The following is a 26,625-nucleotide window of genomic DNA, read 5'->3' on the forward strand; positions in this document are numbered from 1 at the left end:
ATTTTTTTGTTTGTGTTTTTTTTAGAATTCGCATTCAAAAAATATTTTTTGAGGAAGCAGGTATAAGATAATGAGTGTTTTGCAGTTTGCTTATAAAGAAGTTTGTTTTAAAAAAAAGACAGATTTATATTTGACAGCTTTTGAGATAAATAAAATTGTGTAAAGTGTTGATTTTTGTTGCGTTCAGTTCTAAATAAAAAAAAAGACCACCATTGCTGATAGTCTTTTTTCAAATAGTATTTCTTAACAGAATCTGTTGTTGATCTTTTTAAAATCAGTATTCGTAAACTTCATAGCCCCAAGGCTTCATTTTCCATTCTTTGGAGCTTAAATTTTCTTCAATTTTCTTAAAAACATTATGTGCCTTTCCCGTCAAAGTTGGGTCTTTTATGGATATGGTCTGCTTATTTTTGGAAAAATTAAGAATTACCAAAACCTTTTTATTTCCCTTTTCCCTTACATAGGCATAAACTGCTTTATTGTCTCCAAGATGTACTTTTTTGAAGGAGGCGCTGGCGGAAAGCGCTTCGTTGTTCTTTCTTAAATGCAACAAAATTTTGTAGAATTTTTCCCTTTGAAAGTTTTTAAACGTTATGGGATCTTTATCGAAAAATTGTAATGCTCTTAAAACAGGTTCTTCCTGTCCACTGTAAATTAGAGGAACACTGTTTTTCATAGTTTGGGTAAATACGGCAAACGGTTCGTGAATAACTCCCGGAAAAGTCCCGAAATCGGCATGATTCCAGCTGTTTTCATCATGATTACTTGTGAAATACATTTGAATTGTATTTTTGGGGTATATAGTTTCATTTTCGGCATTGATACTGTCTAAGACCAGTGCCGATTTTTCGCCTTTGGCTACTTTTTCCATCATTTTAAACATGTGCCAAGGATAAACTGCATCAAAACCGCTTTTTGGGAGATAAGTGCTGTCTCCTTCGGCAAGCATAAAGATATTTTTCATTTTTTTTAATTGCGGAATCGACTTACGCCAAAAAGAAGCGGGAACATTCCAGGCAACATCACATCGGAATCCGTCTATATCAGTGTCTTCAATCCAGTATTTCATCGCACGAACCATGCTGTCCTGCAATACCGGATTTTTGTAATTTAATTGCCTTGTATCGTTCCAATCAAAAGCGACTGCCGGTTTGCCGGAGCTGTCTTTTAAGAAAAAATCGGGATGTTGCGTAATCCATCGATGGTCAGCGCCAGTGTGATTTGGCACCCAATCAATTAATACTTTCATTCCTTTATCATGTATGGATTGTACCAATTTCTTGAAATCATCCATTGTGCCAAATTCAGGATTAACCGCAGTATAATTAGAAACGGCATAATAACTCCCCAAAGTGCCTTTTCTGTCCAATTTACTTATAGGGTTAATTGGCATGAACCAAATCGTTTGCACTCCCATCGCTTTTAATCGGTCAAGGTGTTTAGCAAAAGCGTTAAAAGTCCCTTCGGGTGTGTACTGGCGAACGTTTACCTCATAAATATTGCCTTGCATGATCCAAGCGGGATGACCGTCGATTTGATCGTTGTCTGTTTTTGATAATTTGTTGTTTTGACAGCATATCAAAGAAAAAATCAATACTATAAATAGAAAAGGGATAGGACTTTTTTTCATAGCGAAAAAATTAATAATTGAAATGAGTTTGTGTTTTGATCTGCAGTGATTTATAACGTTAATGGAACAATTCGCCATAAACTACGCTAAACTAGCTGACTACTAATTTAGTGATTTATTAAACCAATTTCAAATAAAAATAACGCATAATGTATTGGCTGTCAGTCTTTTTTTTGAGTTTTAAGATACGAGGATTTTGGAAAAATCAATCTTAATTTTGTAGTATTCAATTTGATTTAGCTATAACAAGCAAAAGGAGTTTAGATATTTTCGACTTGTGGGACTATTGTTGGTTTTTTTGGATTTTACCCAAAGCCACGTTTTTTTCATAGAGAGCTACTTGTTTTTTAACAGCAGGCATAGCTTTTTTCATTTGCTCTAAGGCAAATTGTATTCTCTCATTTGTATTTGAAATATCTTTCATAGTAAACAAATTTACAAAAAATATAAATAGAATGTATTTCGAAAATTTATAAACAAAAAAAGACCATCATTGCTGATAGTCTTTTTATTAAGCTCCCCCTCTTGGGCTCGAACCAAGGACCCTCTGATTAACAGTCAGATGCTCTAACCAACTGAGCTAAGGAGGAATCACCTTAAAGGTAAATATGTTTGCTAAAAAAAGTTTGCTCCCCCTCTTGGGCTCGAACCAAGGACCCTCTGATTAACAGTCAGATGCTCTAACCAACTGAGCTAAGGAGGAAGTTGTTGCTCTTTTTAGCGAGTGCAAATATAGAATTAAATTTAAATGTAGCAAACAAAAAAAGCAAAAATAACATTCTTTTTTATTTGCCTACAATTGCTTTATAAATATCGTTTCCATTTGCAAACAATAGTAGTGAGATAAGAAGTACAAAACCAACCATTTGGGCATTTTCAAGGAATTTATCGCTTGGTTTTTTACCGCTTACGATTTCAAACAATAAAAACATTACGTGACCTCCATCGAGTGCAGGAATAGGCAATAAGTTCATAACGCCAAGCATAATTGACAATATTGCCGTAATGCTCCAGAAAACTTCCCAGCTCCAAGAACTCGGAAAAATATTATAAATGGCATGGAATCCGCCCACTTGTTTGTACGCTTTGGTTTCCGGATTGAAAATCATTTTTAATTGTTTGCCGTATCCAATCAATTGGTCTTTTCCTTTTTCAATTCCAAAAGGAATCGATTCTATGAAACTGTAGTTTTGATGTGTAATTTTATAATAGCCTAATTTCTCTAAAGAATCAAGGCCTAAGCCACCTAGTTGAACGCCAAGTTTGCCTTCTTTATTTACTTTTAGATTTAGATTTATTTGTTTTTGATCTCTCAAAATCACTGCCGAAATTGATTTATTCTTGTTGTTTTCTAAAATTACTTTAGCCTGATCCAGGTATTTTGTGGTCTGTCCGTTTAGTGATAAAAGAATGTCTTTTGGCTTAAGATTTTGGTTAGCCGATTCATCGGCTATATTACCTATAACAAAAGGGATTCTTATGGTAGACAATGGTTCTTTTTCAAATTTTGACAATTGATCAACAAAATCACTAGGCATTTTAATTGTTTGTTCGATACCGTTTCTTTCGATAATTACTTCTTTGGCGACAATAACTTTGGAGTTGATTTCTTTGTCAAAACGTATGATTTTTTCACCATCAACTGCAACGATTTTGTCACCTGATTTGAATCCGGCATTAATCATCGCCTGGTTTTCAATCAAAAGGCCATCTTTCATATCAGCATTTGAAATATAGGAATCTCCATAAACAAAAGCCATACCTATATATATGATGAAAGCCAGAATGAAATTTACTGTTACCCCGCCAAGCATAATAATCAAACGCTGCCAAGCCGGTTTGGATCTAAATTCCCATGGCTGAGGAGGCAAAGCCATTTGTTCCTTATCCATACTCTCATCAATCATACCGGATATTTTTACGTAACCGCCAAGAGGCAACCAGCCGATACCATATACTGTTTCACCAATTTGTTTTTTAAACAGTGAATACTTAACATCAAAAAACAAATAAAATTTCTCGACTCTGGTTTTGAATAATTTTGCAGGGATAAAATGCCCTAATTCGTGAAGTATAATAAGTAATGATAAGCTCAATAAAAATTGAGAAAGCTTGATAACTATTTCCATTTTTTAATTTTCGGTTCTTTAATGACGGACAAAAGTACTATTTTCTATTTTATTAATTACGCTATATTTTTGAGTACCCTTTTAAATGTTTGTTAATTAATGCATTTTTCATTTTTATTTTCACGTTAGAGCAATAACTTTACTACATAAAAATCCTGTTTTAATACTATTTAGGCTTAAAACATTAATATCGTTGTATTTATGTCTTCACAATTATTTTCTCCACTACAGATAAAAAGCATCATATTCAAAAATAGAATTACAGTTTCTCCAATGTGCCAATATTCGGCGGAAGATGGTTTTGCCAATGACTGGCATTTAGTACATCTTGGCAGCCGCGCTTCGGGTGGTTCGGGTTTGATTATTCAAGAAGCGACAGCTGTTTCACCCGAAGCAAGAATTTCTCCAAGCGATTTAGGTTTGTGGAGCGATGAACACATCAAAAAACTGCAGTCCATTACTAAATTTATTATCAGTCAGGGTTCAATTCCGGGAATACAATTGGCTCATGCAGGCCGAAAAGCCAGTGTTTCTTCACCTTGGTATGGAAACAAAAAGCTAGACAGAAACCAAGGCGGGTGGGAAACTGTCGCTCCAAGTGCCATTGGCTACCACGACAATGAGCCAGCCCCTACAGCATTAGACGCAGAGGGTATTCAAAAAATAATCTCCGATTTTAAATTGGCAGCACGCCGAGCGGTTCTTGCAGGATATCAAGTAATAGAAATTCACGGGGCGCATGGTTATTTATTTCACCAATTTTTGTCGCCTTTAGCTAATGTTAGAACTGATGAATATGGCGGTTCTTTCGAAAACCGAATTCGTTTGCTTCTGGAAGTGCTCCAAGCAGTGCAGTCAGAATGGCCTAAAGAGTTTCCGTTATTGGTGAGAATCTCTGCTACTGATTGGGCAGATGGTGGATGGAATGTTGAAGAATCGGTACAGCTTTCTAAAGTTCTAAAAGAGAAAGGAGTCGATTTAATCGATGTTTCTTCAGGCGGATTGGTGTCTCATCAGCAAATCCCTTTGGGACCAAATTATCAGGTTCATTTTGCCGAAAAAATTAAAAAGGAAACTGGAATTTTGACAGGTGCAGTTGGCTTAATTACCACTTCGCAGCAAGCCGAAGCTATTGTAGCAAGCGGAAAGGCGGATCTAGTTTTGTTTGCCAGAGAGTCGCTGAGGAATCCGAATTTAGGATTGGCTTTTGCGCAGGAATTAGGAGTTGATATTCAATGGCCAAAACAATATGACAGAGCCAAAATGAGGTGAGTTACTATCCACGCATTTTTCTGCAAGGTCTTTTTTTGATCTTGTAGGTATTAAATTTAAGAACCATATCTACAAGGTTTCGGAAACGTTGCAGGATAAACTATAATAAAAAAATATGCAAAAAATAAAAACCGCACTATTGTCTTACGGAATGTCTGGAAAAGTTTTCCACGCTCCTTTTTTAGAATTTCATGAAGGATTTGAATTGGCTGGTTCTTGGGAAAGAAGCAAGCAATTGATTCAATTGGATTACCCAAATGTAAAAAGTTTTGCCACTTTGGAAGAGGTGCTTCAAAGCGATGCCGATTTGATAATTGTAAATACGCCAGTTGGAACTCATTTTGAATATGCTAAGCAGGTTTTGCTTGCCGGAAAGCATGCCGTAGTCGAAAAAGCTTTTACTACTACTGTTGCCGAAGCTCAGGAATTAACGAATCTGGCTAAAGAAAAAGGATTAAAACTTTCAGTATTTCAAAACCGAAGATGGGATAGTGATTTAAAAACTGTACAGCAAGCTGTTTCCAGTAATGTCCTAGGAGAATTAGTGGAAGCTGAATTTCATTTTGACCGCTACAATCCAATTTTGAGTCCAAAAGGACATAAAGAAACAGCCAATTCAGGCGCCGGAATTCTAAAAGATTTAGGACCGCACATAATTGATCAGGCTTTGTATTTATTTGGGTTTCCCCAAAGTGTTTTTGCCGATATTCGAATAACCAGAGAAAATTCATTGGTGGATGATTGGTTTGATATTTTGCTGTATTATCCTGATTTTAGGGTGCGGTTAAAAGCCAGTTTTTTTGTAAGGGAAGCCAATCCTGCGTATGTTATTCATGGAAAAAAAGGCTCTTTACTGAAACCTCGCGGTGATGTGCAGGAAGATGAATTGAAACTGGGAAAAAAACCAAACTTGGATACTTGGGGAACAGAGCCAAAAGAACTGGAAGGATTTTTGCATACTGAAATTAATGGTGAAATTATCAAGAAAAAAGTACCAACGCTTCAAGGTAATTATTATTGGTTTTTTGATGCGGTATATCAGTCGATTGTGAATGGTCTGCCTGAGCCTGTAACGGCACAAGAGGGTACTCATGTAATGCAGATTATTGAGGCATCTATTCAAAGCTGTGAACAGAAAAGAAGTATTGATTTATAATTTAATAGTTAATTGCAGTTCTGAATTAAATAAATTCATTTAAGTACTTTTGCATTTCATTTTAAAGAGGGATCATTTTGCAATATTTTAATTTTATAGGCTGGTATAAAGCCAAAGGAAAATACAAGAAAAATTATAGAGATGCCAAAGCATCCTATTTGCTTAGGATTCGCTTGGCGGTTTCCATGTTTTATTTTGCTATGGGCTTGTGTTTTGCTACTTGGGCAAGCCGGATTCCAACTATAAAATCAGCGCTGAATTTAAGTGATGGTCAATTAGGAACTATTCTTTTTGCTTTGCCAGTTGGTCAGTTAACAATGATGTATTTTTCGGGTAAATTAGTTACCCGTTTTGGAAGCCATCGCATTTTGCCCTTTGCAATCCTGATGTATGCGGTAAGTTTAACTAATTTAGGTCTGGCTCAAAATGCATGGCAATTGGCTCTTGGATTATATACTTTTGGAATATTTGGCAATCTGACTAATATTTCTGTAAACACTCAAGGAGTTTATACCGAAGGGCTTTTTAAAAGAACCATTATGTCTTCGTTTCACGGAATGTGGAGTTTGGCAGGTTTTACAGGTGCATTGGTAGGTTTGGGAATGTTAGCATTGCAGCTCAGTACATATACTCATTTCTTAATAGTTGCTTTCACCGCATTTTTGCTGATTGCTTTTAATTTTAAATTTTTGATTAAGGCCAAAGAAACCATTAAAATCGAGAAGAAAAAAGGTTTCCGAAAACCAGATAAGACTTTAGTTTTGCTGGGTGTTATTGGTTTTTGCAGTATGGCAAGCGAAGGAATTATGTTTGATTGGAGCGGAGTTTTCTTTAAAGATATTGTCAAAGCTCCCGGTGCTTTAATAATTTTAGGATACACTTCGTTTATGATTATGATGGCAAGCGGCCGTTTTTTTGGAGACAAATTAATCAATAGATATGGACGAAAAAAAGTAATGCAAATCAGCGGAATTATGATTTCATCAGGTTTCTTTACTGCTGTCATTTTTCCTTATATAGTACCTTCAATGATTGCTTTTATGATTATTGGATTGGGGGTTTCGACGGTGGTTCCTACTTTGTACAGTATTGCAGGCAAACACCCTACAATCCCTACTGGAGAAGCTTTGACGACTGTCTCAAGCGTTAGTTTTCTTGGTTTTTTGATGGGACCGCCCGTTATTGGACATATAGCAGAGCTGTCAAGTTTGCGTTTTTCTTTTGCTTTTATTGGAATCTTTGGTGTTCTCATCGCTTTCATGGTAGGGCGAATTAAAGTGATTAGCGAATAATCACAAAAACAAGTATTTATCTTATTTTTTTAAATAGTTTTTTTCTTATTTTTGCGTTTCGATGTCAATCGGCAGCTATTTTTATTCGGTTGATATTCAAAATGCCACAGTGGACTTAGGTCTTTACATTTTTATTTTTTCCAAAACTTTTTTATCCTTTTTGAACGAATTTAATCTTTGGATTTGTTGTGTTTACCACAATCCATTTCATTAGTTTGCAAAATAAGTATGCGGAAATTTTTGTTAGGAATGCTCTTTTTATGGAAAATAACTTTTGTTTTTGCTCAAAAACCAACAGGGATTAAAGGAAAAATTATTGACTCTAAAACACAAAAACCATTAGAAAATGTAGTGGTTTCGATTGAAAACACGCAGCTGATGCAAATCACCTCTGGTGATGGTGTTTTTAGTTTTTATGCTGTTGCAGCAGGAAATCAGTTGCTGCTGTTGCATAGCCAAGGCTTTAAGGATATACTGCTCTCTATTGTAATTGCTAAAGATCAAATGCTTGATTTTGGAATTATTCCAATGGAAGATAACCAAATGGTAGAACAGCAGACGGGCTTAATCACGCTTCTTGATAGTGATTTGAGCGATGACAACAGCGGTTCCGAAAGCACTTCGGGACTTTTGCAGTCTTCCAGAGATGCTTTTCAGCAAGCAGCAGCTTTCAATTGGGGACAAGCTCGTTTTAGAATCCGAGGATTGGACAGTCAATATGCCACTACAACTATTAATGGCGTTACGATGAACAAGCTGTATGATGGCCGTCCGCAATGGGGCGATTGGAGCGGACTGAATAATGCGGTTCGGAATCAGGAATTTACAGTGGGTTCTTTTCCTTCAGATTATGCTTTTGGAGGGGTTTTGGGTACACAGCAAATAAATACTCGTGCTTCTATTTACAGACCTGGCACTATACTTTCCTTTTCGGGGACTAATACGAATTATTCTTGGCGAATGACAGGGACTTATGCATCAGGAATGAACAATAATGGCTGGGCATTTATAGTTTCGGCAGGAACACGTTGGACTGAGGAGGGCTATTTCGAAGGAACAAATTATAATGCTATTGCCGGTTTTATTAGTGTGGAAAAGAAAATAAATGATCAGCATTCTTTGAATTTTACCGGATTTTACACCCCTAATTCCAGAGCCAAAAATTCACCAAATACTGCTGAAGTTACTGAATTAACAAACTCCAACTACAATTCCTATTGGGGCTGGCAAGATGGCAAAAAACGAAATGCCAGAATTAAAACTATTGAAGAGCCCATCCTGATGCTGAATCATTTTTATACCATCAATGATTACACTACTCTAAATTCAAGTTTGACGTATCAATTTGGTAAAATCACCAACAGCAATATTGATTACCAAAATGCGAATAGTCCCGATCCGACTTATTACAGGAAGATGCCAAGTTATTACAGCTCGCTTTATGCATCAGATAATGGCGAGTATTCGGGAGAATTCACTCCTGATTATGAGAATGCAGAAAAAAGCGCAGCGTTGTTTCTGGCCAATAATCAAATTAATTGGAACGCTTTGTATTATGCTAATCAGTCTCCAGTTTTGGATGCCAATGGGGAAATAACAGGATATATTCCAGCTAAAAGTAATTATGTTTTGTACAAAGATTGTACGGACGACCAAACGATAATGGCAAATTCTACTTTCAATACACAAATAAGCGACAACCTTTACTTGACAGCTGGAGGTTTTTACAGTCATTTAAAATCCCATAATTATCAACAATTAACAGACTTGTTAGGAGGTTTGTATTTTGATGATATCGATGTTTTTTATAATGGCGATCAATCACAATCCGATTTGAATCATCCCGACAGGCAGGTTGTGGAAGGAGATACTTATGGTTATAACTTTAATTATGTTGCCAATACTTTAGATCTTTTCACCAACTTTAAATTCACGTATGATAAAGCTGATTTTTATTTGGCACAAAATTTTAGAAGCACTAATTATCAGCGGGAGGGTTTGTATCAAAACGGAATTTATCCAACCAATTCTTTTGGAAAAAGTGAGAAAGTACAGTTTGAAAATTTTGGGTTTAAAGGAGGTATGCTTTTCAAAATTTCGGGAAAACAGCAACTGAATTTTAACGGAGCTTATCTTTCCAATGCGCCCACCATCCGAAATACTTTTCCAAATGCACGTTTGAACAATTCGGTTGTTGATGGTATAAAAAATGAAAATATAAACAGTTTGGATGCAAGTTATTTTTACCGGACACCAAAATGGCAAACCCGTTTTACACTTTTTTATGCCCAAATAAAAAACATTACCCAAACTTCATTTTTTTATGCTGAAGGGATTTTTGATGACGGAGCAGGATATGCCAATACCGATGCTTTTGTAAGCCAAACATTAACGCATTTGGATAAGAAGAATTTTGGTGCCGAATTCAGTTTACAATACCAATTAACCACAACGATAATGGCTAGTTTTTCGGGAGCGTATGGTCAATATACGTATGATAGCAATCCGAATGTTACCATAACCAATGACGCTCAAGCAACTGCCGAAAATTCCAATCCAGTATTTGATTTTGGAAAGGCAATATTAAAAAATTACCATCAGGCGGGAATGCCTCAACAGGCTTATGCTTTAGGAATCGAATATAGAGATCCCAAATATTGGTGGATTGGTGCCAATATCAATTATTTGGCTAATAGTTTTATAGATATTTCGCCTATTTCCAGAACGGAAACATTTTATAAAAACCCAGCCAGTGGTTTCAATTTCCCTGAAGCTTCAGAGGAAAGAGCAAGAGAGCTATTGAAACAAGAGGAATTTGATCCTATGACTTTATTGAACATTTCGGGAGGAAAATCATGGAAAATGAAAGGTAAGAACATCGGGCTTTTTGCAACGTTAAATAATGTTTTGGACTTGAAGTATAAAACAGGAGGATATGAGCAAGCAAGGAATGCCAATTTTAGACAGCTCAATCAAGACGTTTCGAGTGGAACTCCCAATTTTGGAAATAAATATTTTTACGGTTATGGGCGAACGTATTTTGTGAATCTGTACATCAATTTATAAATTTTAAAAATAAATGAATATGAAGCTGCAGTTCTACACTGTTTTTTTAGGAATTACAATGATTTTTGGAAGTTGTTCTAAGGAAGATTTTGATGTGCCTAAACTCTCTTGTACTCAACCCGATTTGAAAGTAAACCGCACGGTTCAAGAAGTTCGAGCCGTTACTAATTCTATTGTGACACAATACACTTATGATGATATTATCGAAGCGTATGTGGTTTCCAGTGATGAAGCAGGAAACTTTTTCAAGACTATTTCGTTTCAAACATTTGCAACGGCTACAATCCCAGCGACAGGTTTTAGTGTTCCTGTAGATGCTTCAAATACCTACATTGATTTTAGATTAGGCAATAAGGTTTATATCAAAATGAAGAATCAATATACGGATACTTATTTTGGAGGAATGCGTATTGGAGGGATTTATGTCAATACGTATAATGAGGGAGGTGTAGGTAGAATTTCTCCAAACGATTATAAAAACGTATTGAATGCTTCTTGTACTATGATAGACGAGGAATTATTGGTTCGTCCTATTTCAATACCTGATTTGTTGCAGGATTCAAACATCAATACACTGGTAGAATTGTCGGAGGTGCAATTTACAAAAGAGGCTATCGGACGGCATTATTATGAAGAATCCAATGATGTTGGAGGAGGAACCAATTGGAGTTTAATGGATAAATTAGGGAATCAGGTGTTGTTTCGCACCAGCAGTTTTGCTGATTTTGCTGATAAAATTGTGCCTGATGGAAGCGGAAAAGTTCGCGGGGTTTTAACCAAATTTGGTTCGGATTATCAGTTATTAGCGAGGTCTGAAAAGGATGTAACGATTACAGGAACAGCGTCTGTCCCGTTCTTTTCTGAAAATTTCCAAAGTGTCGAAACCAATACTAAACTCAATCTTCCAGGCTGGGCAAATTTAGTTCAGAAAGGAACAAAGTATTGGATAGGAACAGTGTATGCCGGTAATGGCTATGCCGAGTTTAATACAACGGGAACGAAAGTAGTATCTAATGTGGCTTGGCTGATTTCCCCAAAAATTGACATGGATTTACATACTAATGAAGTGCTAACTTTTAGAACTGCACAGCATCACTTGGACGTTGATTCTTCCTTAAATTCATTAGAAGTATATGTTTCAAATAATTTTGATGGCTTGAATATAACCAAAGCAACTTGGACACAGCTCAAGGTTGTATTGCCTAAACAAGCTACGCCTTGGTATCAGTTTGTGGGTTCTGGAGGAGTGGATTTATCATCCTATAAAGGGAAAATAAATATTGCTTTCAAATACACAGGATCAGGAAAAGATCTTGCTTTGGATGGTGCCTTTCAAGTAGACGATGTACAGATTTATGGAGATAAATAGCGTATATGGTTTAAAAATTTTAAACCATTAAGAAATTAAGGGTTAAAAACTTAATGAACCTTAATTTCTTAATGGTTATTTATTTGTTTAATCCGTTAGGATTAGAATTAGGTCATTATTTTTTGTTTTCAATGATGCTTATCGCATAACCGCCACCTGCCGCACTCAGTTGCGTAAGCTTTGATTTATTGGTTACCTCTATTTTTCGAACAGTATAAGCTTGCGGATTTGTTTTATAATCAGCGCCTTTTGCATCGGCATAAATAGTCGCAGTGTATTTTTTTCCTTTCTCTAAAAATGTAAAACTGATGTTCGAAGTGCGCGGTTCATATCCATTAACATTCCCAATAAACCAGTTGTTAGTTCCTTTTGCTTTTCGGGCTACAGTAATGTATTGACCAGGTTCTGCTTCCAGATAGTTGCTTTCGCTCCAATCTATTGCCACATCTTTGATAAACTGAAAAGCATCTGGAAATTTATTGTAGTGTTCAGGAAAATCAGCTGCCATTTGTAACGGACTGTAAAGCGTTACATACAATGCGAGTTGATTGGCAATGGTGCTGTTTACATGTGATTTATTGTTAGGACTAAATTTGCTTAAATCCATTTCGAAAATTCCTGGAGTATAATCCATTGGCCCACCGATTAATCGGGTAAAAGGCAAAAGTGTAACATGGTTTGGTTTTGATCCTCCAAAAGCCTGATATTCTGTTCCTCTCGCAGCTTCGTTGCCAATTAAATTCGGATACGTTCTGCATATACCAGTTGGTCGGACTGCTTCATGCGCATTGACCATAATTTTATATTCGGCTGCTTTTTCTATTGCGTATTGATAGTGATTTATCATAAATTGGTTGTAATGATTATCACCATTGGAGATGATACTGCCTACGTAACCGCTTTTTACAGCATCGTATCCATTGTCTTTCATGAATTGATATGCTTTATCCATGTGACGCTCATAGTTGCGAACCGATCCGGATGTTTCGTGATGCATAATCATTTTTACGCCTTTGGATTTTGCATATTCGTGCAGGCCTTTTACATCAAAATCAGGATAAGGAGTTACAAAATCAAAAACGTAGTCTTTCGAATGGCCAAACCAGTCTTCCCAGCCTTCGTTCCAGCCTTCAACCAATACGGCATTAAAACCGTTTGCCGACGCAAAATCAATATATTTTTTCACATTTGCGTTGTTTGCGCCATGTGTTGCATTTGGTTTTGCTTTAGAAAAATCAGTAATGCCTAATTGTACAGAGGGGAATTCATCGGTGTACGACCATGAGCTTTTTCCAGTAATCATTTCCCACCAAACACCAACATATTTAACAGGCTTAATCCATGAAGTATCTTCTATTTTGCAGGGATCATTTAAATTTAGCGTCATTTTTGATGCTAAAATTTCTCTGGCATCATCACTAACGATGATAGTACGCCAAGGCGAATGGGAGGGAGCTTGAATATTTCCTTTATCTCCTTTTTCATCTGGAGTTAACCATGATTCAAATACCATGTTTTTATCATCCAGATTCAAGTGCATGCAAGAGTAATTGATTAATGCAGCCTCGTGCAGATTGATGTATAAACTATCATTTGATTTCAGCATGAGGGATGTCTGCACACCGGTTGGGGAAAAAGAAGTTTGCGATAAGTTGGCGGTTTTTGCTTTTTCGGTCAGACCTCTTATTTCAGATAATTTAGAAGTGGTGTAATCATATTCCTGTGTGTCATAATCTCCTGGAATCCAAAAAGCAGTATGATCTCCAGTCATTACAAATTGTGTTCGCTCTTCTTTTATGACAAAATACACCAAGTTTTTTTGGGTTGGAAATTCATAACGAAAACCCAAACCATCATTAAACAATCGGAAACGAATGATGATTTGTCTGTCGGTTTCTTTTTGATTAAGTGTTACAGCCAATTCATTGTATTGGTTGCGGATGGATTCAGTTTCTCCCCAAACTGGTTTCCAAGTTTCATCGAAAGTAGAGGTTTTAGTGTCAATTAGGGTAAAATCATTCAGTAAGGATTTTTTATCATTTTTAAGTTCAAGCCCTAATTTACTTGGCTTTATAACTGTTTTGTTTTTGTAGTTTAGGCTATAGCTTGGAGTTCCGTCGTTTTGCAATGCAAATTCCATAGTGAAATTTCCGTTGGGAGATTTTAGCTGCTGTGAATTGGCATACTGCAATGCCATAAAATAAAATAAAGCGGTATAAAGTAACTGTTTCATATAAAATAAGATTTGTTATTATCTCAAAATAGTTTTACGAAATCGATTTATTTTAAAATCATTGGTCATGATTAAATTGACAAATGATGAGGTGTTTTATTATTTAAAAAATATCATTTTCGAAAAAGTAAAAGTATATGCTTTACAGTTCGAAAAATTTTAATTTTTGTAAAAAGTAGATTTGTTTTTTAAAATTACAAAATAAATACTTAAAAATCAGCAAGTTGATATTTTTTAGCTTTTAAAAAAAGTGGTGCTTTAGAAAGATATAAATTAAAAAATAAGAAGTTTTAATTCAAATGACTTCTTTAAAAATAGGACTTCTGATGTAATTCGACATGTTACTGCTTCAAAAATAAAGTATCGAATTGAGATAAATGGAATGCGTTATTTATTGGTTGTTCCAATCTGCATTACTTTTTCTTCAAATTCATCTCTAGGACCAGCCGATTTGTTTTTGAGTTGGGAACGGTAATTGTATATTGTCGAAATCGAGTAACGAAGAAAAACAGCGATTTTGGCACTGTCTTTTATACCCAAGCGGATGAGTGCAAAAATCCTTAATTCAGTATTGAGCTGCTCGCCTTCTTTTGGATGAATTTTTTCGTTTGGAATGAGTAGATCATTAAACTCATGAATAAAATCTGGAAATAATTGTAAAAAGGTTTTGTCAAAATTGGCATAAAATTCTTTTAATTCATTTTCGATGTATTCTTTTGATTTTACGGTACTCACAAGATCGTTTATTTTTCCCGTTGTTGCCAATACATTAAGCTTTCGTTGGTATTCATCCAGTTTCCCTAAATAGTCTGAACTTTGATCCATATAGCGGCCAATATAAATTTCTTTTAAAAAATTGGCTTCTGTTAAGGTGTTATTCGATAGATTTAATTTTTCATTAAAAGTATTTAGCTCGGAATTCAATTCAGAAAGTTTATCATTAGCCAAACTCAATTCTTTTTTTGCAACTGATAATTTTTTCATTTGCTTAAAAAGTAAAAATAAAAGCACTAATAAAACAAGAACCAAGAAAGCGGCACTAATTAAAAAGACAACTAATTGGAGTTTGTTGGTTTCATTTTGCTGTTGGTATGACTCACTGATGATAGGAAGCATTTTTGATATTTCATAGGTTCTCAAGCGGGCATTGCACAGAACAGCGTCATCTAGTGAACGTTTGATATAGGTATAAGCCCGCTCAATGTCTCCATCTTCATAAAGCAAAAATGCTAATGAACGAAGCGAAATATATTCTTTTTTAGATAATTGGAGGTCGGATAAGGCAGAAATGCTTAACCATTTTTTTTCCTGTAATCTGTCATTTTTTTGTTTATAAGCTTGTGAAATAATATAAGATATAATCGCCCGATTAGAATCGTCGTGATAGATTTTTGGAAAATATGGAAGCAATAATTGTAGCGTTTCATCAGGTTTTTTATGGTCTAAACACCAATCAGCCTTAGCTATAATATACGAAACAGAATTGGCTGGGTAATAGGCAATACAGGAGTCCCGGTATTTTTTTGAAAACACAAGATACTTTTCTTTTTCATGAGGTGAAGAGGCATTGTCAGCCATTTGTCCATAAATTGTTCGGCTAACATCGTAAAAAGAACCTTTTAGAGAAGAAGTTGGTGAAATGCTAATGGAATTGAGAATATCGACGCCTTCTTTGTACATGCCTAGTGTTCCCATTATAGACACGAGATTTATTTCTGCTTGAATTAATTTAGCAGAGTCTTTAAGACTTTCTGCAATTTGGAGATTTTTTCTGGCATAGGCCAAAGCTGAGTCAGATTGATAAGAATTGTAATTGATGTACAGTTTTTGTGTGATTTCGTATCTGGAAATTGGAATGAGGGTATTTTTTAAATGCGATTTAAGCTGAGTGATTTTCCGTTCTTTTTTTTGGGTATAGGAGGAATTGTTTTCAATAGTCTGATCTATTTCAGATAATAATGCATCTGAATTTTTTTGCGCTAATGAACTGTAAGGCAACAGCAAAATAGTGACAAACAGTAAAAAATGATTCATTCAACTAGGATTTATTTTTGTAAAAATAATTAAAAAACGAAAAAACCGTCTTGAATTTTTAAAAATTCAAGACGGTTTAATATATTAATTGACTAAAAGTTATTCTATTTCAGAAATTCTTAAAGTGTTTACCATTCCTTTTTCAGAAATAGGCATAGCGGCCAAGTTGATTAAGAAATCTCCTTTTTTCACAAATCCTTTATCTTTTACAATACTATTTACGTCAGTAACAGTATCATCCGTACTCACTGATTTTTCATAATAAAAAGATTTTACTCCCCATAATAAATTAAGTTGGGTTAGAATTCTTTTATTTGAAGTAAATACTAAAATATGTGCAGATGGTCTCCAAGCAGAAATTTGGAATGCTGTATAACCGCTATTTGTTAAAGTACAAATTGCTTTAGCTTTGATTACATTAGCCATTGTAGCGGCATGCTGACAAATTGTTTTAGTAATAAAACGGTTTGTTCTTACTTGTGGAGAGTTTTGAGGTACTTGAATAAGTGGTGAATCTTCAACTGCTTCAAGTATTTGGGTCATTTTTTGAATTACTTGTACTGGGTAGTTTCCAGTTGCGGTTTCACCAGATAGCATTACTGCATCAGCTCCATCCATAACTGAGTTAGCTACGTCATTTACTTCAGCACGAGTTGGAGTTAAGCTGGTAATCATAGTCTCCATCATTTGGGTAGCTACAATTACTGGGATTCTAGCCGTTTTAGCTCTGTGGATTAGTTCTTTTTGAACTAAAGGCACTTCGTGAGCAGGTAATTCAACACCTAAGTCACCTCTGGCAACCATTAATGCATCACAATAAGCTACAATTCTGTCCATATTTTCTAATGCCTCTGGCATTTCGATTTTGGCTATAATTGGAATTTTATAGTCAGAGTGTTTTGCAATTAATTCTTGCAGATCTTGTAAGTCTCTAGGAGTTTTAACGAATGAAAGCGCAATCCAGTCTAATTTTTGTTCTATTGCAAAAATGGCATCAGCTATGTCTTTTTCAGTCAATGCAGGTAATGAAATTTTAGTGTTTGGTAAATTTACCCCTTTCTTCGATTTCAATTCACCTCCTTGGATAACACGAGCAATAACCTCAGTTTTTTTATCAGTTGAAACAATTTCAAAGATTAATTTTCCATCGTCAAGTAATATTCTTTCCCCAGGATTAACATCATTTGGGAAATTTTGATATTTCATGAATACCTTTTTTGAGGTACCTATGATATCTTCAGCAGTTGTGAAAGTGATTAAATCACCATCGTTAACAACAACTCCGTCTTCCATAACTCCAACACGAAGTTTAGGGCCTTGTAAATCTCCAAGAATTCCAGTAGTGTATCCAAACTCTTCGTTTATACCGCGTATAATGTTGATTTTATTTTTAACATCTTCGTAATCAGCATGAGAAAAATTTACTCTAAATACATTTACACCTGCCTCAATCATATCCTTAATGACTTCTCGTGTACTACATGCAGGCCCAAGTGTGGCTACAATTTTGGTTTTTTTGTTTGTAAGCATTTTTTTTAAAAAATTAAATTGTTTTTAGATTTTATTTTATTTATGTCAACAATATAGTTAGTAGCTATTTGATCAATTGAATTCAGCTCACTTTGAATTTCCAAAAGATTGGTGTTGTCTTCGCTGTTTTCTATTTTCAAAAAGTAGTTTACTTTTTTAAATTCAGGAAGCATGTACACTTTTTTTGCTACTTCTATGTCAAAATTTGTAAACAAACCTTGATTGTCTTCTTTTTTTTGTTGAATGACTTTGTTTATATTTTGTATCAAATCCCAAGAGATATCCTTTTTCTTTTCATAATAATGAAATCTAGAAAAATGAACTTCCCCTTCCTTATCAGTAATTTGAATTTCTTTGATAGATTTATTCAGGTTTACATGAAGTCTTTGATTGATAAAATAAGCCAATCGGTAATCTTCTAATGTGGTGTGAATAGCGATAAGACTATAATCTATTTCGTCAAATTCACCAAAATCCAATTTATGAATTGCCATGGTCATTAAAAAATAAGCTGTAAATATAATATTTCTAAATTAGTAAAAGGTTGCTTACTGGCTAGGATTATGATATTTTATTAACGAAAACGATGTAGCATCGATAATCATTTAGCTATTTTCTTTCAATTTTCTCTTGAAAAGCAAAGTAAGCGCGTTGCGAGGCTTTTTCTTCAGCTTTCTTTTTTGAAGTAGCCCTGGCTTTTGCAATAACCTTGTCATCTATACTTAGTTTAACACCAAACAGGCGCTGCCCGTCAATTGCATTGTCATCAAAAATATCATAATGAAATTGTTTTTTCTCTTTTTGGCACCATTCTATCAGAAGACTTTTATAACTGATTACTTTTCCTTCTAATCTAGCAATGTCTACATAGGGTATTATGACTCTTTTTTGAATGAATTTTTCACAATATCCATATCCTTTATCTAAGTAGATTGCGCCAATTAAAGATTCGAATATATTGCCATGTATGTTTTCTCCAAAATGATGCACAGGAACTTTGCTTTCAACAAACTCTATTAAGTTCAAATCCTTGCCCAACTCATTCAGATGTTCTCTGCTTACTATTTTTGAGCGCATTTTTGTTAAATAACCTTCGTCTCCTAACGGCGCCTCATTAAATAAATAGGCGGCGATAACTGAGCTTAACATGGCATCACCTAAAAACTCAAGTCTTTCGTAATTGATGGGATTGCCTTTTAAATCAATACGGTTTGATGAGCGGTGTGTAAATGCTTTCTTGTAAAACTCCAGATTTATAGGGTCAAATCCAAGGATGGATTGAATAGCAGTAAAAAAAATCCCGTCTTCTTGAGAACGGGATTTTGAGAATATTTTTTTAAGAAAACGCATTTTATGCTTTGTAATCTAATTTTTTAACCAAAACACAAGCATTGTGACCGCCAAATCCAAATGTATTACTCATAACAACGTTCATTTCTCTTTTTTGAGCAACGTTAAAAGTAAAGTTTAGTTTAGAATTAATACTTTCATCATCTGTGAAATGATTAATCGTAGGAGGAACGATTCCGTGTTTCATGGAAAGAATTGCAGATATAGTTTCTATTGCTCCAGCAGCACCAAGTAAATGTCCTGTCATTGATTTGGTAGAATTTAAATTCATGGTATAAGCATGTTCTCCAAATACATGTTCAATAGCTTTGGATTCTGCTAAGTCACCAAGCGGAGTTGAAGTTCCGTGCATATTTACACCATCTACATCTGTTGGTTCTAGTCCCGCATCTCTCAAGCAGTTTAACATCACATTTTTTGCACCCAATCCTTCTGGATGCGGAGCTGTAATATGATGAGCATCGGCAGACATACCTCCACCGCCAATTTCACAATATATTTTTGCACCACGGGCAACAGCATGTTCGTACTCTTCCAAGATTAATGCTCCAGCACCTTCGCCAAGAACGAAACCATCTCTGTCTTTATCCATCGGTCTTGAAGCTGATTTTGGATCGTCATTTCTGGTAGATAAAGCATGCATAGCATTAAAACCTCCCATTCCTGCAATTGTCACAGCTGCCTCAGAACCGCCTGTAACCATAATGTCAGCATGTCCTAATCGAATATAATTGAAAGCATCAATAATAGCATTTGTAGAAGATGCACAAGCTGAAACAGTTCCAAAGTTAGGTCCTCTAAAACCGTATTTTATAGAAATATGGCCACAAGCAATATCTCCAATCATTTTTGGAATAAAGAAAGGATTGAATTTTGGTGTTCCGTCACCTGCGGCATAATTTAGAACCTCAATTTGAAAAGTCTCTAAACCGCCAATTCCTGATCCCCAAATTACACCTGCACGATCTTTGTCTATAGTGTCTAAATCAAAATTAGCATCTTTCATCGCCTCTTCAGAAGACACCATAGCATATTGTGCATATCTGTCCATTTTACGGGCTTCTTTTCTGTCGATAAATTCTTCAACATTAAAGTTTTTCAATTCACATGCAAAATGAGTTCGGAATTTTGATGCGTCAAAATAAGTTATTGGTGCAGCACCGCTTATTCCGTTAATCAGGCCATTCCAATATTCTTGAATATTATTCCCAATGGGAGTAAGAGCTCCAAGGCCTGTTACAACAACTCTTCTTAAAACCATAACGTTTTTATTTTTGTTATCTTTTAACAAATAAAGCCCATGCTTTCTATACTATAAAAAGTAACTAAAAGAATCATGGGTATTTAATGTAAATATAATTTGATTGAATTTCAATCGAAAATTTAATTTATTTAAATAATAACACCCGATTAAAAATTATAGAATTTTAGTAATCGGGTGTGTAATTATTATTTTTTAGCTTCCTCGATGTAAGAGATAGCTTGACCTACAGTAGCAATGTTTTCTGCTTGATCGTCTGGAATCTGAATGTCAAATTCTTTTTCGAATTCCATAATAAGCTCAACAGTGTCTAATGAGTCAGCTCCCAAATCATTAGTGAAGCTTGCTTCTGTTACAACTTCGTTTTCGTCAACACCTAATTTGTCTACGATAATCGCTTTTACTCTTGATGCAATGTCTGACATAATCTTTTAATTTTAGAATTTAATTTGTTGGCAAAAATAAAACAACTTTATTTTAAAACAACTATTTAGTGAATAAATGTGTGTACTAATTTATAAAATTTATTCCAACAAAGATTTCGTAAACCTATTTATTTTCGTTTTTTATTCCTTTTTTTGCATAAAATTTAAAAACAGAATTATGAAAAGAATACTGATATTTGCTTCTGGATCGGGGTCTAACGCTGAAAATATTATAAAATATTTCGAAAGCAGATCTGTTGGAACTGTAGTAGCGGTTTTTTCAAATAATTCTAATGCAGGGGTTCTTGGCAAAGCAAAAAAATTAGATGTTCCTACTGTTATTTTTTCAAAAGACGATTTAAACTCAGGAAAAGTATTACAAAATGTAATTACGTTTCAGCCTGATTTAATAGTTTTAGCAGGTTTTTTATTAAAATTTCCTGATGATTTGATTGAAGCTTATCCAAATGCGGTCATAAATATACATCCAGCTTTGTTGCCAAAATTTGGCGGAAAAGGAATGTATGGAATGCATATTCATAAAGCTGTTGTGGAAAATAAAGAAAAAGAAACAGGCATAACTATTCATTATGTAAATGAAAACTACGATGAGGGGAATATTATATTTCAGCAAAATGTTGCTCTTTCTGAAAGTGACACGCCAGAATCAGTTGCTGTAAAAATCCATGAATTGGAACAAAAACATTTTCCAGCGGTTATTGAAAAACTTCTAATTTCTAATTTCTAACTTTGGAATACGACGTACACATTTATACTGACGGAGCGGCTAAAGGCAATCCCGGTAATGGAGGATATGGAGTTGTTATGGAATGGGTAGGGAAACCTTATAAGAAAGAATTCTATGAAGGTTTCAGGCATACCACTAATAATAGGATGGAATTATTGGCTGTTATTGTAGGTTTAGAAAAGCTTAAAAAGGAGAATACTTCAGTTTTAGTTATTTCGGATTCAAAGTATGTTGTAGATTCAGTGCAAAAGAAATGGGTTTTCGGTTGGGAGAAGAAAGGTTTTGCTGGAAAAAAAAATCCCGATCTATGGAAGCGCTTCTTAGTTGTGTACAAGAAGCATCAAGTAGATTTTAAATGGATAAAGGGACACAACAACCATCCCCAAAATGAAAGATGTGATGAGCTGGCTGTTATGGCTTCTATGCAAAAGCAGCTTTCTATTGATGCTTTTTACGAAAAAGAAGAGGGTAAATTTTTATGAAAACTTTGCGTACTTGACCCGTTGCAATATTGCAACTTATGGACTATCTTTGCACCCTAATTCGAAACTCATATAATGAATAAATTATTGATTGTTGGAACAGTAGCTTTCGACGCAATTGAAACTCCTTTTGGGAAAACAGACAAAATTCTAGGCGGAGCAGCAACTTATATAGGAATTTCTGCTTCTTTTTTTAATGTAAAATCGGCTATAGTTTCTGTTGTTGGAGATGATTTTCCACAAGAATATCTGGATTTGTTAACAGACAGAAATGTTGATATTTCCGGAATTGAAGTTGTTAAAGGAGGGAAAACTTTTTTCTGGAGCGGGTTGTATCACAACGATTTAAATTCAAGAGATACTCTAGTGACCGAATTAAATGTTTTGGCAGATTTTCAGCCAAAAGTACCCCAGGATTATAAAAATGCCGAAATTGTGATGTTAGGTAATTTACATCCTTTAGTGCAAAGCAGTGTTTTGGATCAAATGGAGACCAAACCAAAACTGGTTGTTCTCGACACTATGAATTTTTGGATGGACTGTGCTTTGCCAGAATTATTGGCAATCATCAAAAGAGTAGATGTTATTACCATAAATGATGAAGAAGCGCGTCAGCTTTCAGGAGAATATTCTTTAGTTAAAGCGGCCGTAAAAATTCATGAAATGGGACCAAAATATGTGGTAATTAAAAAAGGGGAACATGGAGCTTTATTGTTTCATAATAAAGAAATTTTCTTTGCGCCAGCATTACCGTTAGAAGAAGTTTTTGACCCAACAGGTGCAGGAGATACTTTTGCAGGAGGGTTTTCGGGATATATAACACAAAGTGAAAATGTTTCTTTTGAAAATATGAAAAATGCAATAATTTATGGTTCGAATTTAGCTTCCTTTTGTGTAGAGAAATTTGGAACAGAAAGGATGATTGATTTAGAGGAGAATGAAGTGGTCTCAAGACTGAAACAGTTCAAATCCCTAACCCAGTTTGATATAGAATTATAATGTTCTAAAGCCTCTGATGTGAGGCTTTTTTTAATTAGTACAGTCAATATTTATAAGATGCGGTACGAATTTGCTTCGTATTTAATTTAAAGAAAAGTTATACAGACACCAATAAATACCAACAACTACAAACAACAAAACAATGAGCGACGCTTTAAAACACGAATGTGGGATAGCTTTAGTTAGACTTTTAAAACCTCTCGAATTTTATAAAGAAAAGTATGGTACCGCTTTTTATGGTATACAGAAAATGTACTTGATGATGGAGAAACAGCATAACCGCGGTCAAGACGGAGCTGGTTTTGCAAGTATTAAAATGGATGTAGAACCTGGTGAAAGATACATAAGCCGCGTTCGTTCTAATCACGCACAGCCAATTCAAGACGTTTTTAAACAAATAAACGAGAGAGTAAACGAAGAAATGGAGGCTCATCCTGAGTATGCAGATGATGTTCAGAAACTGAAAGCAAATATTCCTTATATAGGAGAATTGTATTTAGGACACGTTCGTTATGGGACTTTTGGTAAAAACAGTATCGAAAGCGTACATCCGTTTTTACGTCAGAGTAACTGGATGCATAGGAATCTGATTTTGGCAGGAAACTTTAATATGACTAATGTTAAAGAGCTTTTTCAAAATTTAGTAGAATTAGGACAGCATCCAAAGGAAATGGCTGATACCGTTACTGTAATGGAAAAAATAGGTCACTTTCTTGATAAAGAAGTTATGCAGCTCTACCAAGACTGCAAGGCTGAAGGTTATTCTAAGAGAGAGGCTTCACCCGTTATTGCTGAAAGGCTTGATATTGCCAAAATTTTGGCTCGTTCATCCAAAAATTTAGATGGAGGATATGCTATGGCTGGTCTTTTAGGTCATGGTGATGCTTTTGTTTTTAGAGATCCTGCGGGAATTCGTCCAGCTTATTTTTATCAGGATGATGAAATTGTAGTAGTAGCTTCTGAAAGACCAGTTATTCAAACTGTTTTTAATGTTCCGTTTGAAAAAGTAAAGGAAATTGATCCGGGAAGCGCCTTGATTATTAAGAAAAACGGGGACATTTCTATGAAAGAAATTCTAACTCCAACTGTAAAAAAGGCATGTTCATTTGAACGCATCTATTTCTCAAGAGGAAGTGATGCTGAAATTTATCAGGAAAGAAAAGATTTAGGAAAATTGATTTTACCAGCAGTATTGGAATCTATTGATAATGATACAGACAACACTGTTTTTTCATACATTCCGAATACAGCAGAAACTTCTTTTTATGGTTTGGTGGAAGCGGCACAGGACTTTTTGAATCAAAGAAAGACAAATTTCATTCTTGAAAATAAAGATACGTTAACAGTTGACTCTTTAGAAAAATTACTTTCTGTAAAAATTAGAACTGAAAAAGTTGCGATTAAAGATGCTAAACTGAGAACTTTTATTACTGAAGACAGCAGTAGGGATGATTTAGTTGCCCATGTTTATGATGTGACCTATGGAGTAATCAAACCAACTGATAATCTTGTAATTATTGACGATAGTATTGTAAGAGGAACTACTCTTAAGATGAGCATTATTAAAATGATGGATCGTCTAAAACCAAAAAGGATTGTAATAGTTTCTTCTGCACCACAAATCCGTTACCCTGACTGTTATGGAATTGATATGGCAAAACTGGAAGGATTAGTTGCTTTTAGAGCAGCTTTAGAGTTGTTGAAAGAAAGAAACCTGTATCATATTGTTGATGAAGTTTATGCTAAATGTAAAGCTCAGGAAAACTATCACGACAATGATGTTGTGAATTATGTTACTGCTATATATGATTCTTTCACTTCTCAGGAAATCTCAGATAAGATTGCCGAAATGTTAAGTTCATCAGATATTAACGCAGAAGTAAAAATTATTTTCCAAACAGTGGAAGATTTGCATATCGCTTGTCCAAAAAATTTAGGAGATTGGTACTTCACTGGTGATTATCCTACTCCAGGAGGGAATCGTGTGGTAAACAGAGCTTTTATGAATTTTTATGAAGGTAAAGACGCTAGAGCATATTAGTCATATTGTCCGATTATCGGGTATGTAGGTACTTTATCGAATTTATTTTTAAAATCATTAATGCCAAAGTATATTTGTTCTACCATAATTTAGTAGGTTAAGTTTATGGCAGATTTGGGGCAAAAAGGGTGAAAGTAACATTTCACCTTTTTTATTGGCATAAAGTCGCCTTTTGATTTTTATTATTCCAATGAAGAGTTGTTAATTATTGAATAAACAAGAGTTAAACAGGTTGAAGGTGAGTTAATTAACCGTTTGACGATTTTATAAGGCATTCATCGAAAATAATTTAGAAATAGTTTTTTACAATGTATATTTGACTACCATAATTTTTAGTAGGTTAAGTTTATGGTAGATTTGGGGCAAAAAGGGTGAAAGTAACATTTCACCTTTTTTATTGGTATAAAGTCATCTTTTATTGCCTAACAATATATTTATAGCGAGATATTCAACAATAAAACATACTGGATTACAGTTAACTATTAGTTAAACGAGTTTATTGGGCATTCATCGAAAATAATTTAGAAATAGTTTTTTACAATGTACATTTGACTACCATAATTTTTAGTAGGTTAAGTTTATGGTAGATTTGGGGCAAAAAGGGTGAAAGTAACATTTCACCTTTTTTATTGGTATAAAGTCTCAAAAAGAAAATAGAATTTAGACAAAAGAAAAAAGTATGTACCAAAAAAAATAGACGAACAAACTCTAGGTTCATCCGTCTATTCTCAATATTGTTTACTCTATTTTCTTCTAACTATTTTTCTAAAGCAAAACGTCTAGATACTTCTGTCCAGTTAATCACATTGAAGAAAGCTTCAATATAATCAGGTCTTCTGTTTTGATAGTGTAAGTAATAAGCGTGTTCCCAAACATCCATTCCAAGGATTGGAGTTCCGCCACAACCAACTTCCGGCATTAATGGATTGTCTTGGTTTGGAGTGCCGCAAACATCAAGTTTACCTCCTTTTTGTACACATAGCCAAGCCCATCCTGAACCAAATTGAGTAGCACCTGCTTTAGCAAATTTTGCTTTAAATTCTTCAAAACTGCCAAAAGAACTTTCAATAGCCTCTAGCAATTCACCAGTTGGCAATCCGCCTCCATCTGCAGACATAACTGTCCAAAATAAGTTGTGGTTGTAAAAACCTCCGCCATTGTTACGAACCGCAGCATTAGATTTATCAAGATTTATTAAGATATTTTCGATAGTTTTTCCTTCCAAATCAGTTCCAGCGATAGCTGCATTCAAGTTTGTAGTATAGGCATTGTGATGCTTTGAATGGTGTATTTCCATTGTACGGGCATCAATATGTGGTTCTAATGCGTCATACGCATAAGGTAATTGTGGTAATTCAAAAGCCATAATATAGTTGTTTAATGATTTATAAATATTTTATTCAAAATTAAACATTTAACTTTGGAATATAAAATTCTATTTTGTTATAATCCCATCAAATAAAATGATAATACAATTCTGGTTATATTAATCCTGGTGATAAGGAGCTATTTCCTGCTGTCATTCCAATCTTTTTATCTCGTAGAAAAGACGAGATAAAAAGGATTTTCCCTTCCATCAGGGCTAGGGCATTTGGGATTTCAGGAAAC

General features: G+C 34.7%; 20 protein-coding genes and 2 tRNA genes. 9 read left to right on the top strand and 13 right to left on the bottom strand.

The window, feature by feature from the left end; genetic code table 11:
- Window positions 1-274: 274 nt before the first annotated feature.
- The 5 genes from AC1DVP_RS02805 to rseP form a co-directional block, all read right to left on the bottom strand.
- A complete protein-coding gene (locus tag AC1DVP_RS02805) occupies window positions 275-1,630 on the bottom strand; it encodes an alpha-amylase family glycosyl hydrolase (RefSeq protein ID WP_477182034.1) in 1,356 nt (451 codons plus the stop codon).
- Window positions 1,631-1,913: 283 nt separating this feature from the next.
- Window positions 1,914-2,054, bottom strand: coding sequence for a hypothetical protein (locus tag AC1DVP_RS02810; RefSeq protein WP_477182035.1), 141 nt, complete (start codon window positions 2,052-2,054; stop codon window positions 1,914-1,916).
- Between the two features lie 92 nt (window positions 2,055-2,146).
- A tRNA-Asn gene (locus AC1DVP_RS02815) sits at window positions 2,147-2,220 on the bottom strand.
- Window positions 2,221-2,259: 39 nt separating this feature from the next.
- A tRNA-Asn gene (locus AC1DVP_RS02820) sits at window positions 2,260-2,333 on the bottom strand.
- An 82-nt stretch (window positions 2,334-2,415) separates the two neighbouring features.
- On the bottom strand, window positions 2,416-3,759 hold the full coding sequence (rseP, locus tag AC1DVP_RS02825; protein ID WP_477182036.1) for an RIP metalloprotease RseP: 1,344 nt from the start codon (window positions 3,757-3,759) through the stop codon (window positions 2,416-2,418).
- A 201-nt stretch (window positions 3,760-3,960) separates the two neighbouring features.
- Between rseP and AC1DVP_RS02830 the strand changes: the two genes are divergently transcribed.
- From AC1DVP_RS02830 to AC1DVP_RS02850, 5 genes are all read left to right on the top strand, one after another.
- On the top strand, window positions 3,961-5,031 hold the full coding sequence (locus AC1DVP_RS02830) for an NADH:flavin oxidoreductase/NADH oxidase (protein WP_477182037.1): 1,071 nt from the start codon (window positions 3,961-3,963) through the stop codon (window positions 5,029-5,031).
- Between the two features lie 115 nt (window positions 5,032-5,146).
- Entirely contained in the window at window positions 5,147-6,187 is a 1,041-nt protein-coding gene (locus AC1DVP_RS02835; protein ID WP_477182038.1) for a Gfo/Idh/MocA family protein, read from the top strand.
- 77 nt (window positions 6,188-6,264) lie between these two features.
- Window positions 6,265-7,479: an MFS transporter gene (locus tag AC1DVP_RS02840; RefSeq protein WP_477182039.1), complete on the top strand. Its 1,215-nt coding sequence runs from the start codon at window positions 6,265-6,267 to the stop codon at window positions 7,477-7,479.
- A gap of 228 nt (window positions 7,480-7,707) precedes the next feature.
- Entirely contained in the window at window positions 7,708-10,545 is a 2,838-nt protein-coding gene (locus tag AC1DVP_RS02845; protein WP_477182040.1) for a carboxypeptidase-like regulatory domain-containing protein, read from the top strand.
- Between the two features lie 19 nt (window positions 10,546-10,564).
- Window positions 10,565-11,914: a DUF5689 domain-containing protein gene (locus AC1DVP_RS02850; protein WP_477182041.1), complete on the top strand. Its 1,350-nt coding sequence runs from the start codon at window positions 10,565-10,567 to the stop codon at window positions 11,912-11,914.
- A gap of 115 nt (window positions 11,915-12,029) precedes the next feature.
- Here the strand turns inward: AC1DVP_RS02850 and AC1DVP_RS02855 are convergent, their stop codons facing one another.
- The 7 genes from AC1DVP_RS02855 to AC1DVP_RS02885 form a co-directional block, all read right to left on the bottom strand.
- Complete coding sequence (locus tag AC1DVP_RS02855; protein WP_477182042.1) at window positions 12,030-14,147, bottom strand: glycoside hydrolase family 97 protein; 2,118 nt, start codon at window positions 14,145-14,147, stop codon at window positions 12,030-12,032.
- 387 nt (window positions 14,148-14,534) lie between these two features.
- Window positions 14,535-16,181, bottom strand: a complete 1,647-nt coding sequence (locus AC1DVP_RS02860) for a DUF6377 domain-containing protein (protein WP_477182043.1) — start codon at window positions 16,179-16,181, stop codon at window positions 14,535-14,537.
- A 99-nt stretch (window positions 16,182-16,280) separates the two neighbouring features.
- Complete coding sequence (gene pyk, locus AC1DVP_RS02865; protein WP_477182044.1) at window positions 16,281-17,711, bottom strand: pyruvate kinase; 1,431 nt, start codon at window positions 17,709-17,711, stop codon at window positions 16,281-16,283.
- Between the two features lie 5 nt (window positions 17,712-17,716).
- A complete protein-coding gene (locus AC1DVP_RS02870; RefSeq protein ID WP_477182045.1) occupies window positions 17,717-18,205 on the bottom strand; it encodes an IPExxxVDY family protein in 489 nt (162 codons plus the stop codon).
- A gap of 115 nt (window positions 18,206-18,320) precedes the next feature.
- Window positions 18,321-19,061: a ribonuclease III gene (rnc, locus tag AC1DVP_RS02875; RefSeq protein ID WP_477182046.1), complete on the bottom strand. Its 741-nt coding sequence runs from the start codon at window positions 19,059-19,061 to the stop codon at window positions 18,321-18,323.
- A gap of 1 nt (window position 19,062) precedes the next feature.
- The gene (gene fabF / locus AC1DVP_RS02880; protein ID WP_477182047.1) at window positions 19,063-20,322 is read right to left on the bottom strand and encodes a beta-ketoacyl-ACP synthase II; all 1,260 of its coding nucleotides are present in this window, start codon (window positions 20,320-20,322) and stop codon (window positions 19,063-19,065) included.
- Window positions 20,323-20,510: 188 nt separating this feature from the next.
- Window positions 20,511-20,747, bottom strand: coding sequence for an acyl carrier protein (locus AC1DVP_RS02885; RefSeq protein WP_007137004.1), 237 nt, complete (start codon window positions 20,745-20,747; stop codon window positions 20,511-20,513).
- Between the two features lie 178 nt (window positions 20,748-20,925).
- Here AC1DVP_RS02885 and purN point away from each other — a divergent pair, with 178 nt between their 5' ends.
- The 4 genes from purN (at window position 20,926) to AC1DVP_RS02905 (ending at window position 25,017) form a co-directional block, all read left to right on the top strand.
- A complete protein-coding gene (gene purN / locus AC1DVP_RS02890; protein ID WP_477182048.1) occupies window positions 20,926-21,495 on the top strand; it encodes a phosphoribosylglycinamide formyltransferase in 570 nt (189 codons plus the stop codon).
- A gap of 2 nt (window positions 21,496-21,497) precedes the next feature.
- The gene (gene rnhA, locus AC1DVP_RS02895; protein WP_477182049.1) at window positions 21,498-21,977 is read left to right on the top strand and encodes a ribonuclease HI; all 480 of its coding nucleotides are present in this window, start codon (window positions 21,498-21,500) and stop codon (window positions 21,975-21,977) included.
- Between the two features lie 75 nt (window positions 21,978-22,052).
- Window positions 22,053-22,976, top strand: coding sequence for a PfkB family carbohydrate kinase (locus AC1DVP_RS02900; protein ID WP_477182050.1), 924 nt, complete (start codon window positions 22,053-22,055; stop codon window positions 22,974-22,976).
- 142 nt (window positions 22,977-23,118) lie between these two features.
- On the top strand, window positions 23,119-25,017 hold the full coding sequence (locus AC1DVP_RS02905) for an amidophosphoribosyltransferase (RefSeq protein WP_477182051.1): 1,899 nt from the start codon (window positions 23,119-23,121) through the stop codon (window positions 25,015-25,017).
- A 757-nt stretch (window positions 25,018-25,774) separates the two neighbouring features.
- Here the strand turns inward: AC1DVP_RS02905 and AC1DVP_RS02910 are convergent.
- On the bottom strand, window positions 25,775-26,383 hold the full coding sequence (locus AC1DVP_RS02910; protein WP_477182052.1) for a superoxide dismutase: 609 nt from the start codon (window positions 26,381-26,383) through the stop codon (window positions 25,775-25,777).
- Between the last annotated feature and the right edge of the window lie 242 nt (window positions 26,384-26,625).

It is taken from the genome of Flavobacterium sp. P3_A6, from assembly GCF_056403035.1.